Origin of the sequence: Novosphingobium organovorum, assembly GCF_022832435.1 — a bacterium.
In the GTDB taxonomy this organism is placed as follows: domain Bacteria; phylum Pseudomonadota; class Alphaproteobacteria; order Sphingomonadales; family Sphingomonadaceae; genus Novosphingobium; species Novosphingobium organovorum.
In genome coordinates this window covers 18,705-32,106 of record NZ_JALHLF010000003.1, presented here as the reverse complement: position 1 = coordinate 32,106, position 13,402 = coordinate 18,705, and the positions used below count along the sequence as shown (strand labels likewise).

Annotated in this window: 13 protein-coding genes; 3 read left to right on the top strand and 10 right to left on the bottom strand. The window is 66.2% G+C overall.

Annotated elements, in window-relative coordinates:
• Nucleotide 1: 1 nt before the first annotated feature.
• Nucleotides 2–1,357: a GTPase HflX gene (hflX, locus tag MTR62_RS01630; protein ID WP_244016528.1), complete on the top strand. Its 1,356-nt coding sequence runs from the start codon at nucleotides 2–4 to the stop codon at nucleotides 1,355–1,357.
• Here hflX and mazG read toward each other — a convergent pair.
• Entirely contained in the window at nucleotides 1,334–2,125 is a 792-nt protein-coding gene (mazG, locus tag MTR62_RS01625; RefSeq protein WP_244016527.1) for a nucleoside triphosphate pyrophosphohydrolase, read from the bottom strand. The genes hflX and mazG overlap by 24 nt on opposite strands.
• 345 nt (nucleotides 2,126–2,470) lie before the next feature.
• Here mazG and MTR62_RS01620 point away from each other — a divergent pair, with 345 nt between their 5' ends.
• Complete coding sequence (locus tag MTR62_RS01620; RefSeq protein WP_244016526.1) at nucleotides 2,471–2,857, top strand: c-type cytochrome; 387 nt, start codon at nucleotides 2,471–2,473, stop codon at nucleotides 2,855–2,857.
• A gap of 154 nt (nucleotides 2,858–3,011) precedes the next feature.
• Nucleotides 3,012–4,631, top strand: a complete 1,620-nt coding sequence (locus MTR62_RS01615; protein ID WP_244016525.1) for a bifunctional aminoglycoside phosphotransferase/ATP-binding protein — start codon at nucleotides 3,012–3,014, stop codon at nucleotides 4,629–4,631.
• Between the two features lie 181 nt (nucleotides 4,632–4,812).
• Here MTR62_RS01615 and MTR62_RS01610 read toward each other — a convergent pair whose 3' ends face one another.
• From MTR62_RS01610 to MTR62_RS01570, 9 genes are all read right to left on the bottom strand, one after another.
• The gene (locus MTR62_RS01610; RefSeq protein WP_244016524.1) at nucleotides 4,813–5,007 is read right to left on the bottom strand and encodes a hypothetical protein; all 195 of its coding nucleotides are present in this window, start codon (nucleotides 5,005–5,007) and stop codon (nucleotides 4,813–4,815) included.
• Nucleotides 5,004–5,783 carry an MBL fold metallo-hydrolase gene (locus MTR62_RS01605; protein WP_244016523.1) on the bottom strand — a complete coding sequence of 260 codons (780 nt, stop codon included), beginning with the start codon at nucleotides 5,781–5,783 and terminating at the stop codon, nucleotides 5,004–5,006. The genes MTR62_RS01610 and MTR62_RS01605 overlap by 4 nt, the downstream gene beginning before the upstream one ends.
• Nucleotides 5,780–6,571, bottom strand: coding sequence for a TatD family hydrolase (locus tag MTR62_RS01600; protein WP_244016522.1), 792 nt, complete (start codon nucleotides 6,569–6,571; stop codon nucleotides 5,780–5,782). Before MTR62_RS01600 ends, MTR62_RS01605 begins: the two co-directional genes overlap by 4 nt.
• Nucleotides 6,571–8,130 carry a methionine--tRNA ligase gene (metG, locus tag MTR62_RS01595; RefSeq protein WP_244016521.1) on the bottom strand — a complete coding sequence of 520 codons (1,560 nt, stop codon included), beginning with the start codon at nucleotides 8,128–8,130 and terminating at the stop codon, nucleotides 6,571–6,573. The genes MTR62_RS01600 and metG overlap by 1 nt, the downstream gene beginning before the upstream one ends.
• Nucleotides 8,131–8,162: 32 nt before the next feature.
• Nucleotides 8,163–9,176 (bottom strand): DNA polymerase III subunit delta', encoded by a 1,014-nt coding sequence (locus MTR62_RS01590; RefSeq protein WP_244016520.1) that lies wholly within the window; start codon nucleotides 9,174–9,176, stop codon nucleotides 8,163–8,165.
• Nucleotides 9,130–9,789, bottom strand: a complete 660-nt coding sequence (gene tmk, locus MTR62_RS01585; RefSeq protein WP_244016582.1) for a dTMP kinase — start codon at nucleotides 9,787–9,789, stop codon at nucleotides 9,130–9,132. The genes MTR62_RS01590 and tmk overlap by 47 nt, the downstream gene beginning before the upstream one ends.
• 16 nt (nucleotides 9,790–9,805) lie before the next feature.
• Nucleotides 9,806–11,017 (bottom strand): D-alanyl-D-alanine carboxypeptidase family protein, encoded by a 1,212-nt coding sequence (locus MTR62_RS01580; protein WP_244016519.1) that lies wholly within the window; start codon nucleotides 11,015–11,017, stop codon nucleotides 9,806–9,808.
• 105 nt (nucleotides 11,018–11,122) lie between these two features.
• Nucleotides 11,123–12,202: a septal ring lytic transglycosylase RlpA family protein gene (locus tag MTR62_RS01575; RefSeq protein WP_244016518.1), complete on the bottom strand. Its 1,080-nt coding sequence runs from the start codon at nucleotides 12,200–12,202 to the stop codon at nucleotides 11,123–11,125.
• Complete coding sequence (locus tag MTR62_RS01570; protein WP_407672568.1) at nucleotides 12,186–13,235, bottom strand: lytic murein transglycosylase; 1,050 nt, start codon at nucleotides 13,233–13,235, stop codon at nucleotides 12,186–12,188. Before MTR62_RS01570 ends, MTR62_RS01575 begins: the two co-directional genes overlap by 17 nt.
• Nucleotides 13,236–13,402 lie beyond the last annotated feature (167 nt).

Below are 13,402 nucleotides of genomic sequence, written 5' to 3'. Positions count from 1 at the left end.
CTTGAACGACGAAGACCTGAAGGGCGAGGTCACGCGCGGTGCGCGTGCCCTCGTCGTCTATCCGCACATGCGTGGCAACCGGGGCAGCGGCGAGCTGGACCCCGACGCGCGTCTCGAGGAAGCCAAGGGCCTGGCCCTGGCGATTGGCCTCGAGATTGCCGACGCTCTCATCATTCCCATCCGCGAGCCGCGCGCCGGTACGCTATTCGGCGAAGGCCAGATCGAGAATATTTCGATCGCCTGCACGCTGAACGAGGCCGAACTCGTCGTCGTCGACGGTTCGCTTTCGGCGATCCAGCAGCGCAACCTCGAGGAAAAGCTCAAGCGCAAGGTGATCGACCGCACGGGGCTTATCCTTGAGATCTTCGGCGAACGCGCGGCGACCGCCGAAGGGCGCCTGCAGGTCGAACTGGCGCACCTTGATTACCAGGCCGGGCGTCTGGTGCGCAGCTGGACTCACCTCGAACGCCAGCGTGGCGGTTTCGGGTTCCTGGGCGGGCCGGGCGAGACGCAGATCGAGGCGGACCGCCGGATGATCCGTGACCGCATGAGCCGCATTCGCCGCGAGCTCGAACAGGTGCGCCGTACGCGTGGCCTGCACCGCGACCGGCGCGAGAAGGCGCCGTGGCCGGTGGTTGCCCTCGTTGGCTATACAAACGCCGGAAAATCAACGCTTTTCAATCACCTGACGGGCGCGGATGTCATGGCACAGGACCTCCTGTTCGCCACCCTTGACCCGACCATGCGCGCGGTGCGCCTGCCCGGCGTCGAGAAGGCGATCCTGTCCGACACGGTGGGTTTCATCTCCGATCTGCCCACCCAGCTGGTCGCGGCGTTTCGCGCAACGCTTGAGGAAGTGACCGCAGCGGACGTGATCCTTCACGTGCGCGACATCGCCAACCCGGACACCGAAGCGCAAAAGCGCCAGGTCCTGGCCGTCTTGGCCGATCTCGGCGTGCTGCCCGGCGAAGGGGATGACATCGACGAGGAAGAGGGTGCCGAGCCCGGAATCCCGATCGTCGAGGTCTGGAACAAGTGGGACCTGCTGAGCGAAGAACAGGCCGATGCCCTGCGCGACGTCATCGCGCACCGCAGCGAGGAAACGATCATCCCGCTTTCGGCGGTAACCGGGGAAGGGTGTGACACCCTGCTCGACGTGGTGGGCCATGGCCTCAACGCCGATGCCAGGGTCTACAGCTTCGTCCTCCCGGCAGCCGATGGTCAGCGTCTGGCCTTCCTTCACGCACGCGGCGAAGTGCTTCGCGAAGAGGCTGCGGGCGAGGACGAGAACGGTCCGCTGATGCGGATCGAAGTGCGCCTCGCCGAACGCGAACTAGGCCGTTTTCGCGCGCTCTGAGGCTTTTACCGCCTGCCAGAGCGCTTCCTGCGCATCAAGATCGAGCGCCGCAAAGGTCTCGCCCCGTTGGTGGGCGAGCGCTTCCATCGCCCGGAAGCGGCGCTCGAACTTGGCGTTGGCCGCGCGCAGCGCGTCTTCGGGGGCAAGGCCGTTCAGCCTTACCAGATTGACCGCAGCGAACAGCAGATCACCCGCTTCCTCAAGCTTTTCTGCCGCTTCAGCCTCACGCAGTTCGGCGATTTCCTCGTGCACCTTGACCTCGGCGCCGGTCGGGTCGGGCCAGTCGAAGCCGACGCGCGCGGCGCGTTTCTGGAGCTTTTCGGCGCGCATCAGGGCGGGCAGGGCGCGCGCCACGCCATCGACCGCGCTGGTCTCGCCCTTGGCCGCGCGTTCGCTCGCCTTGAGCTTCTCCCAACGTTCGGTCTGGCCGGTCTCCTCGTCGCCCTCGCCAAAGATGTGCGGGTGACGCGCTTCGAGCTTGTCGGCAATGGCCTGCGCGACATCGGCAAAGGCGAAGACGCCGCCTTCCTCGGCCATGCGAGCGTGGAACACCACCTGGAGCAGAAGATCACCCAGTTCCTCCCGCAGCGCGCAAAGGTCCGCGCGCTCGATCGCATCGGCCACTTCGTAGGCTTCCTCGATCGTGTAGGGCGCGATCGAGGCGAAATCCTGCGCGCGGTCCCACTCGCATCCGTTCACCGGATCGCGCAGTCGCGCCATGATCGCAAGCAGGCGGTCGAGTTGCTGGTGCGGCGCGGGACGGGTCATGATTCTCCTTGAAGGCTGGGGCAGGGCCGAACCGGTCGGCCAGGGCATCGAAAATGGTACCATCCATCCACTAGCCGGGCGGGCTGCCGCGCGTCCATGCCCGATCGGGACAATTCGCAAGCTTGGCGGGCCGCGATGCCCGGATCGGCTCACCTTGGCCTTAAATACAATAGCTTCGTAGCCGTGATGATGTACGATCATTCGTTGCGCCGATGCCCGCTCTGGTGCATTCAACGCCCGGCGGTTTCGCGGGCACGGTGTTCGTTCAGCTTGCAGACGGCTGCAGTTCGTAGGGTCCAGGCGGCATAAGAGCGCCTAACGAAAGAAGAAGGATACAGGATTTCCATGAGGAAGATGCACGCAATCTCGTCGCTTTCATTCGCGGCAGCCATGACCGTGGCGCTGATGCCTTCGGTCGCGTCGGCTGATGCGGCGCGCGGCAAGACGCTGTTCACCCGCTGCATGGCTTGCCACACGGTCGAAAAGGGCGGTGCCAACCGCATCGGTCCGAACCTGTCGGGCGTGGTCGGGCGCAAGTCGGGCACGGAGAAGGGCTTCAAGTACTCCGCGGCGATGAGCAAGGCCAAGCTAACCTGGACCGAAGCCAATCTCGACAAGTGGCTGACCAAGCCGGCCGCGCTTGTTCCGGGCACCTCGATGGCCTTTGCCGGTCTGCCCAAGGCCGAAGACCGCCAGTCGCTGATCGATTACCTGAAGAATCCGGGCAAGTAAGTCCGTTCGCGGATGCGCTGGGGCGATTGCCCCCGGCACTCCAGCGCATCCGCGCGTTACCGGCTTGCACGGCCTGGGCGCTGATCTCGATCATGGCGTGGCGGCGGCCAGTGTGGCACGCTCACGGCGATCCGAGACCAGACAGGCCAATGCAATGCCCAACGCCAATTCCGCCCCGCATGACGACCAACGCGATGCGCTCGCCTTTCTGGGAGACGACGCGATCTGGGGGGAGCCGGTCGAACGGATCGACACCCATGGTGCGAGCGTTTTCCTGACGGGCGAGCGCGCCTTCAAGCTCAAGCGCGCGGTGCGCTATCCCTACCTTGATTTCTCGACCCGCGAGAGGCGCCGCGCAATGTGCCTGCGCGAACTCGTGCTTAACCGCCGGACAGCGCCAGAGCTCTATCGTGCGGTCCGGCCCTTGCTGCGCGGTGGCGATGGGGCGGTGCAGCTGGGGCCGCCGATTTCGCCCGCGTGCGGCGGTGAGGCCGAGCACCACGTGCTTGATTGGCCGGACGCGCTTGACTGGGTGATCGAAATGCGCCGTTTCGCCGCGCATGACCTGTTCGACACCCTGGCCCACGAGGGGCGGCTGACACCCGCAATGCTGCGCGATCTGGCCGATGCCATCGCGCGCTTTCACGCCCGTGCCGACACGGTTGCATGCACGCCGCCCCATGCGGCCGCCGACCGGGTTCGGGCGGTCATCGAGGGCAATCGGGCCAGCATGGCGGCCACCGGCCCCGATATCCTGCCTCCGCAGGAATGCGACGCGCTTCTCGCGTTGAGCCTGGGCGCGCTGGAGGGCTGTGCGCCAATCCTCGAGGCGCGCGGGGGAAGGGGGCTCGTCCGCCTTGGCCACGGCGATCTGCACCTGGGCAACATCTGCCTGTGGGAGGGCAGGCCGACGCTGTTCGACTGTCTCGAGTTCGACGACGAACTGGCGAGCGGCGACGTGCTCTACGATCTTGCCTTCCTTGTCATGGATCTGTGGCATCGCGGTGAACGCGACGGCGCGGCCCTGGTGTTCAACCGCTATCTCGACATGACCGACACCGATGGCGAGGCTTTTGCGGTCATGCCCCTGTTCCTGTCCATGCGCGCGGCGGTGCGCGCGCATGTCAACGCCAGCGCGGCCTTGCGGATCGAAGCCCCCGATGCGCGCCAGGCCCGCGTCACCGAAGCGCGCCGCTACCTTGCGCGGGCACGCGACTTCCTGAGACCGGACAGCGCGCGCGTGGTCGCCGTCGGCGGGGTGTCGGGTTCAGGCAAATCAACGCTGTCGGCCCAGCTTGCCGCGCACCTTGGCGGCGCAGCCGGAGCGCGCTGGCTGCGCACCGATGTCCTGCGCAAGCGCATGGCGGGTCAGGCGCCCGAAACGCCGCTGCCGCCGCAAGCCTATACCCGTGCGAGTTCTCAGGCGGTCTACGCGAGGATGCTCGCAGCGGCCGATGCCGTGCTGCGCCATGGCGGCTCTGTTCTGATGGATGGCGTCTTTGCCGATCCGGATGAGCGGCGCGCAGTCGAGGATCTGGCCCAGGCGCATCGGGCGCGGTTCGACGGCCTGTGGCTGACGGCCGAGCGCGCGGTGCTGGCCGAACGGATCGCCCAACGACGCGGCGATGCCTCCGATGCCAATGTCGCCGTGCTCGACCAGCAACTGTCCGGCACGCCGGGAGACCTGACGGGGTGGCATGGTGTTGAGAGCGCCGCAGAGCGCGGCACGCTGCGCGAAAAGGCTTTTGCCGTGCTGGGTTTGGCACCGTGCTGAACCCGGCCGTTCGGGACTGACGGCAATGGGGGCAACTGAACCGGATAGCCCCCCACTGCGGCACACGATAGATTGATAATATATATTATGTTAAATCAGGAGGCAAAAACGAAGTCTGTCGTTAGCCTGCGAAAGCCATCCCCCACACATTCATTCGCGCAGCTTACACGGACGAACAAGCTTACAGCGACGACTGGACGCCGGCGCCCTGAAACAGATTGATCACGATGACCAGCGCGACGATGATGACCGCCCAGATCAACGCGAGCCTCGCCGTGCGTCCCAGTCCCAGACGCCGAAAGCCCGAATGGCCCGAGACCAGGAACAGACAGCACAGGATCGCGATGATCCCGCTTATCGTGCCCATCGTGCTCACGGCGCGATAACCAGCCCGTCGTAAGCGACTTCGACGCCCTCGGGGACTTCGCCGCTCAAAGTTGCGTAGTCCATGCTCTTGTCGAGATGGGTCAGGACGGTGCGCTGTGCGCCGCTGCGCTGCGCGAGTTCAAGCGCCATGCCAAGGTGCGCGTGGGTGGGATGCGGTTCACGGCGCAGACAGTCGACGATCAGCAGATCGGCGCCGTCGCACAGATCGACCATGTCCCTCGTAATTTCACTGAAGTCTGTCATGTAACAGACAGATTTTCCGTCACAATCGAAGCGAAATCCGGTCGACTGCGCCGGGCCATGCGGCATCTGGGTATGATCGATGCGGTACCCTTCGCACAACCGCAGGTTGTCGAGATTGTCGAGCGAGACAAGCGTGGGATAGCCATATTGTCCGGCAAAGACATACCCGAACCGCTGGCGCAGCCGTCGCACCGTCTCCGAAGCGGCAAAACCGGCCATCGGCCCGGCCCGGCCATACCGCAGCGGCCGCAGGTCGTCGATGCCGTGGCAGTGATCGGCGTGATCGTGGGTCCAGAAGATCGCATCGAGGCGATGGATCTCGTTTGCGAGCAATTGCGCGCGAAGGTCGGTCGGCGTGTCGACGAGGATGCGCTTGCCCGCTTCGCTTTCGAGCAGGATGGCAACGCGCGTGCGGCGGTTGCGCGGCTCGTTCGGATCGCACAGACCCCAGTCAGCACCGTGTTCGCCGCCAAGGCGCGGGACCCCGGTCGACGTGCCGCAGCCAAGGATGGTGACCTTCACGCGGCGCTGTCCTGCGGCTGAGCTTTGCTGAACAGGGCAAAGAAGTTGCGCGTCGTCGTTTCGCCCAGGTCCTCAACGCTCACGCCGCGAAGCTGCGCGACGAACCGCGCGGTGTCCGCCGTGAACGCCGGTTCGCACTTGCGCCCCCGGTGCGGTACGGGAGCCAGGAACGGGGAATCGGTTTCCACGAGCAGCCGCCCGGCCGGAATTTCCGCCGCGAAGGCTTGCAGATCGGCCGCGTTCTTGAACGTCACGATGCCCGACAGGCTGATCGTTAGGCCCAGGTCCAGCACCGCGCGCCCGAACCCGGCGCTCGCCGTGAAACAGTGGATGAGCGCCGGGAACGCCCCCTTCCCGATCTCTTCGCGCAGGATCGCAATCGTGTCGCTTTCGGCATCGCGGGTGTGGATCACGATCGGCAGACCGGTCTCGCGCGCCACGCCGATGTGCATGCGAAACAGCGCCTGTTGCACCGCGCGATCGGACTTGTCGTAATAATAGTCTAGCCCGGTTTCGCCGATCGCGATGACCTTGGGATGCGCGGTCGCCGCGCGCAGGACGGCTGCACCAAGGTCGGCGTGGGCGTCGGCCTCATGCGGATGGATGCCCACCGAAGCCCACACGTCCGTTTCGCGCGCAGCGGTCGCGATCACGCGATCCCACTCGCACTGGCGGGTCGAGATATTGAGGAAGCCCTTGATCCCGGCCGCGCGCGCGCGATCGAGCACGCCTGCCTGGTCCTCGACGACGCCTTCGTATTCGAGATGGCAGTGGGAATCGATCAGCATCATTCGCTCTGGTCGGCGGGCAGTTCAAGGCGCGGAAACACGCCCTGCGGCTTGTCGACAGCGTAGCCACTGGCCGCCAGCGTGGCGAACCACTCGGTGTCGGCAAGTGCGGCGTAGTCGCGGGCTTCGGGGCTCACGCCCATCTGATCGAGCAGCGCGTCGATGGCCTGCGGGACGACCGGGCGCACGGCAATGGCAAGATCGCGCACGACCTGGAACAGCGTCATGAGGACCGCTTCCATCCGTTCGGGATCGCTCTTGCGCAGCGCCCAGGGGGCCTGTTCATCGACATACTGGTTGCACGCGAAGACCGCGCGCATCCAGGCATCGAGCCCTTCGCTGAAGGCGAGCTCGGCAAAACGGGCGCGCAGCTCGGCGATGCCGCCCGCGACGGCTTCGAACAGCGCGGTATCGGCCGGGGCCACCGCAAGACCGGCCTTGATCGTGCCGCCCATGTTCTTGAAGATCATCGAGAGGCTGCGCTGCGCGAGGTTGCCGAAGCTGTTGGCAAGCTCGGCGTTGCAGCGGGTCACGATGGCGTCGTGCGACCAGGAGCCGTCCTGCCCGAAGGCCACTTCGCGCAGGAAGAAATAGCGCAGCGTATCCACGCCATAGGCCTCAGCCAGCGTGATCGGATCGGTCACGTTGCCGAGCGACTTCGATTCCTTCTGGCCACGGTTGAGCAGGAAACCATGGCCGAAAACCTGTTTCGGCAACGGCACGCCCGCGCTCATCAGGAACGCGGGCCAGTAGACCGTGTGGAAACGCACGATGTCCTTGCCGATCAGGTGCAGGCTGGCCGGCCAGAACTTGGCATAATCGCCGCTTTCATCGGGAAAACCAAGGCCCGTCAGATAGTTGGTCAGAGCATCGACCCACACGTACATGACATGGTTGTCCGAGCCCGGCACCTTCACGCCCCAGTCGAAGCTCGTGCGCGAGATCGACAGGTCGCGCAGGCCACCCTCGACGAAGCGGGCGATTTCGTTGCGGCGGCTTTCGGGGCGGATGAAATCACCCTCGGCGTAAAGCGCGAGCAGCTTGTCCTGATACTTCGACAGGCGGAAGAACCAGGATTCCTCGACGGTCCACTCAACCGGTGTGCCCTGGGGCGAGAGCTTTTCGCCCCCTTCCCCGGTGACCAGTTCGCTTTCGTCGTAATAGGCTTCGTCGCGCACCGAATACCAGCCCTCGTAGCGATCGAGGTAGAGGTCGCCATTGGCCTCCATGCGCCGCCACAATTCCTGCGTGGCCGCGTGATGACGCGGTTCCGTGGTACGGATAAATACGTCGTAATCGATGTTAAGAGCGTCGCACATATCACGGAAATATCCGGACATTTCCGTAGCCAGATCGGCCACCTCCATCCCCAGGTCGCGCGCCTTCTGCATCATCTTGAGGCCGTGCTCGTCGGTCCCGGTCTGCAGGCGGACGTCGAAGCCCTCGGCCTTGCGGTGGCGGGCGATGACGTCGGCCGCGATCGCCTCGTAGGCGTGGCCGATGTGGGGCTTTCCGTTGGGATAGGAAATGGCGGTGGTGATGTAATAGGGCTCGCCCATGGCGGCGTCGCGCTTTCTGTGTTCGAGGGAGATCAGGTGCGGCTGTCTCTAGGCATTGCCGACGAAGCCAGCAACCCGCCAATGTCCATTATAAGCACGCCGGGATCGAAATTGTAGGTTGGCGCGCGCACCAGCAGCTGGCCCAGGCTCTGGTGCGCCTCGATAACCGCCAGCTGGTGGCGCCGCGTCGTTTCGCCGATGCAGCCCAGCAGCACCGCACGGGCCAGCTCGATTGCGGCAAGCTGGCGCTCGCGGGCGGGACGCGGCCCCATCTCCCGCGCGAGCGCGCCGCGCAGCACATAGTCGCCATCGCCCCGCTCCACGATACGCACCATCAGATCGTGTATCGTGCCGAGATCGAGCGAGACGAAGGTCCGCGCGAGCCCTGGCGAGCCCTGCGCGGCGCGGATCGCGGCCTGACGGCTCGGTGCATCGGCCTCGGGCACTTCGCGGCGCAGCATCGTGTCGAGCGCGGCCTCGTCGAGCGGAGCGAAACGCAATACCCGGCAACGCGAACGCACCGTGGGCAGAAGCCGCCCCGGCTGATGCGCGAGAAGGATGAAGTAGGTTCCCGCCGGTGGTTCCTCGAGCACCTTGAGCAGGGCGTTGACCGCGCCCTTCTCCAGATCGTCGGCCGGATCGACGATGATCGCGCGCCGGTCCCCAAGCGTGGGGCGTGTGGCGAGCTTGCGGATCATCTCGCGCACCTGATCGACCGAGATGTTGCGCTTGGTCTGGTAGGGCTTGCCTTCCGCCTTCTTCTTGGCGTCGTCATCGCTCGCGGGAAGCGGGGTCAGGACGTGGATGTCGGGATGGCTGTCGATCGCGGCATCGTCGGCCGGATCGACCCCGCCGACGAGCCGGGCCGCCGCCGCGCGCGCGAAGGCCTGTTTGCCAAGCCCGCGGGCGCCGGCGAAGAGCCATGCATGATGCATGCGCTCGGAGGCGATCGAGCGCAGCCATTCCTGCCACGCGGCATCCTGACCGAAAAACGCGCTGTCAGCCACGCGCGTCACCCGGTTCGCCGAGCAGCGAGGCGAGCGCATCGAGCACCCGCTGGTGGATTGCCTCGGGCGTGCCGTTGCCGTCGATCCGGGCAAAACGGGACGCTTCTTCCTCGGCAAAGGTAGCAAAAGTCGCGTTGACGCGCGCGTGGAAGGCGGGATCGCGTCCGCCGATGCGGTCGCTGCCATCGACATCGCGCTGCGCGAGACGGCGCATCGCCTCCTCGGGCGCGACGGTGATGAGCAGCGTGCGATCGGGCATGAGCCCTTCGCTGCCGATCCGGTGCAGCGTCAGGATATCGCCATCGGACAGCCCGCTCCCGCCGCCCTGATAGGCCCGGCTCGAATCAAGGAAACGGTCGCAGATGACCCAGGCGCCGCGCGCCAGCGCGGGCCGGATCAGGCGGTCGACGTGATCGGCGCGCGCGGCGGCGAACAGCAGCGCCTCGGCGCGCGGACCCCAGCCTGCCTCGTCCCCCTCGACCCCGTCGAGCAGCAGACTGCGGATGGCCTCGGCGCCGGGTGTCCCGCCCGGCTCGCGCGTGGTCACCACCTCGATCCCGCGTGCGCGCAGGGCCTGCGCCAACAGGCGGGTCTGGGTAGACTTGCCAGCCCCTTCCCCGCCTTCGAACGCAATGAACTGTCCCGTCCTCATCACAACCCCGTCTTCATCAAAACAGGGTGATAAGCCCGTTGCGCAGCCTGTCCAGTGCGCCGCCCTTGCCGACATCGGCCGCTGCGTAGAGCGGGACGTGCCCCGGTGACAATCCTTCGACCGCGATTTCAAGGTCGCCGATGCGCTCACCCTTGGTGACAGGAGCGGCGATCGGGCCACGGTAATGCACCGAAAGCGTGACCTTGCGCCCCGGCGCCGACGCGGGAAGCGTGGCGTGGACCTCGCGATCGGCGACGAGCGGAACCGAAAGGTCGACCCCGCCCTGAACCTTGGCGGTGGCGATAGTCTGCCCCTTGTCGAACAGGTGGCGCGGCGTCCAGTCGGCAAAACCCCATTCGAGCAACTTGTGCGCCGCGGCATCGCGGATCTTGAAGGTCGACGATCCGGCCAGCACCATCACCAGACGGCGGCCATCGCGAATGGCGGTGCCGACAAAGTTGTAGCCCGCCTCGTGGGTATAGCCAGTCTTGATGCCGTCGGCGCCGGGCACCACGCCCACCGTCGGATCGTGGCTGCGCATCGCGACGTCGCGCCAGTGGTAGGTCTTGACCCCCGAAAATTCGTGATAGAGCGTGGGGTGGCGCATGATCATCGCGTCGGCCAGCTTCACCATGTCGCTGGCGGTAACGTAAGTCTGGCCATCGTCCATCCACCCGTTGGGGGTGTTGTAGTGGCTGCGGCTCATGCCCAGGCTGCGCGCCGCCGCGTTCATCTTGTCCGTCCAGGCCTTGACGCTGCCCGCGTACCCCTTGGCCAGAACGATGCACGCATCGTTGCCCGAAGCGGTCATGATGCCGTGAAGAAGTTCCTCGGTCGTCGGATTGTCGTTCGAGGTGATGTACATGGTCGAGCCCTTGGCCCACCATTCCTTCTCGGTTTCCTTGTCCATGCGAAACCGGCGCTGGAGCGAGAGGCGGCCCGCATCGATCTCCTCGAAGGCAACGAAGGCGGTCATCACCTTCGTCACCGACGCGGGCAGAAACGGCACGTCGGGCTGACGCTGTTCGAGCACCTGCCCGGACCCCAGGTCGACGAGGATGCTGACAGGAACCGGCGCGACTTCGGCGGGCGGGACCGGATTGCCCACCGTGCCTGCGCCGGGTGTCTTTGCCGCAGGCGCGGCAAGAAGCGCGCCACCCGATGAAACCGAAACCAGCGCACCCAGCGTTACCGCCGATGCGCGCATGAACTTACGATACGATACCAAGACCCGCTACTCCACAGCACCTTGACCGGTGCCTTGTCCGTTGCCGACACGCGACTGGCGGGCGGTGCGCGGGGGCTGCAACGCCACGCCCACGCGCCCGAACCGTCAATCGGTATGCTGGATTCGGGCATCCCTATACCCGGCCCGCTGCGCCTTCTCCAGCGCCGCAGCGGCTTTTGCACGATCGGCGAAAGGTCCGATCCGCACAAGCCAGAATTTGCCCGGATGGGCGACGAAACCGCCCAGCTTGGCCGCCAGTTCGCGCGCGTTGGGTTCGACCGAAAACGCGCCGACCTGAACGACGAAGCCATTCTTGAGCCCCGGCCCGGCCGACTTGGGTGCGGGCTGAGCGGCGGGCTTGACCGCAGGCGCCGGGACAGGCGCCAACGGGGCTGCGCCCTTGTGCACGGTGACGGCCTCCATCCTGGGACTGGGGGCAAGGGGTGCCGAAGCGGGCGCCGGGATGGGCGCGACCGGCGTCTTGGCCTGCGCCTGCGGCTTGCTCTGGGGTTTGGGCAGCGGCGTGGCGGCCGGTTTCGGCGCGGTGTGATCGAGCTGCTCGATCATCTGCTCGGTCACCTGCGGCGGGATCGGCGGGGTCGACGGCGGAGGCAGCAGCGGTGACTGTTCGGCCAGCTTGGAGCGCAGCACCTGAAGCAGGCCCGGCGGCGTGTCCATGCGCAGCGGCGCTTCCTTGTCCTGGCGCAGCAGAGCGCGTTCGGGCTCCGGCGGATTGACCCGGCGCACGCGCACGGCAGCGCCCTTCGCGCCCGAAATGCCCAGTTGCCTTGCGGCCATCGGCGAAAGTTCGATCAGCAGCGAATTGACCATCGGTCCACGCCGCTCGATCCGCACCAGGGCCGTGCGCCCGGTATCGAGATTGGTCACTTCGACATAGCTTGGCAACGGCAGCGTCTTGCTCGCGCCGGTCACGCCGACAAGCGAGGCGTCCCCCACGCTGGCCAGCCCGACGGCATCGTAGTTCATCTGGTCGAGCGGGGTCCACACGGTACCATCGATGGTAAACGGATCGCCGATCACCACGGGATAGTCGGCAGCGGGACCGGTGCGCGGCAGGGCCGGCTCGTCCTTCGCGCGTTCGCGCGCAAGTGCGCCGGGGGCTGAATTCGAAATCAGGACAAGCGCGGTAATCAGCCCCAGAGCGGGCCTAACGGGCAATTTCATCTGCAAGCAATCCCACCGACAACGCGTAATAGTTCGAGCAGTTGTATTGCAGGATCACTCGATAATTCCCGGTTAACAGATAGGCGTTGGTACCGGGCCCGTCGGGCTGGAACAGCGAGGCGAGGACATCGTCCGCAAGGTAGCCTCGCGGCTGCACGCCCAGCGCCCGCCATTCGGCCACCGTCTTCCACTGCGAGTGGCGGGCATGAACGCGCTCGCACGACGGCGCCTTGAGCTTGGTGGCGTAGCGATCGGGATCGAGCCCGGCGGGAACGCTGGCGCGAACGCCCCAGGGCTGCCCGGGCCGCCAGCCTGCGTCCTGGAAGTAATGCGCGATCGACGCGATGGTGTCGGCCGGGCTGTTGAAGATGTCGGTCGTTCCGTTGCCATCGCCATCGGTGGCAAGGCGCAGGTACACGCTGGGCAGGAACTGGGGGTTGCCGATAGCCCCCGCCCAGCTGCCCTTGATCTGGCTGGCCGGAACCCCGCGATCGATCATCTTCATCAGCGCGATCAGTTCGCCTTCGAACAGATCGCGTCGGCGCCCTTCCCAGGCCAGCGTGGCCAGCGAACGCGCGGTGTCGAAATCCCCGGTATAGCCGCCGTAATTGGTCTCATGTCCCCAGATTGCAAAAAGGATCGAGGCCGGAACGCCAAAGCGCCGCTCGATGCCCGGCAGGATCGAGGCAAGGCTCTGGTACTTGGCCCGTCCGCGCGCGATCAGCGAGGGCTGGAGATGGCGCGAGAGATACCCCGACATCGGCGGAGGCGTGTTCGAACGGCCCGGCTGCGCGGTGTCGAGCTCGATCACCCGCTGGTTGGGCGTGAGCCCCGAGAGCGTGCTGCGGATTGTCGCCTCGCTCACACCCTGCTGACGGGCGTGGGCGGCGACGGTCGTCATGTAACTGCCAAAGGTCTCCCCTTGCGCGCAGGCGTGCATGGCGGTGAGCGGCAGCACGGCAGCCATCGCGGCCAGGAGCGTCGGCGCGTGACGCACAGAACGGGGGAGCGGGACATGGAATCGCAAATTCATCGCCGATGGTTCTCGCACATGCGCGCGGCCTTGCAAACCGGGTGCAAGGGCAAGGCCTTGCGGATGGCCGCATTCACAGGCCCGCTGGCCGATGGGGCGGCGCCACGCTTGCGCCCGGCCGCGGGTCGGGCTCCCCATTGGCCCCTCGTTTGCCCAGGGCGCAAAGA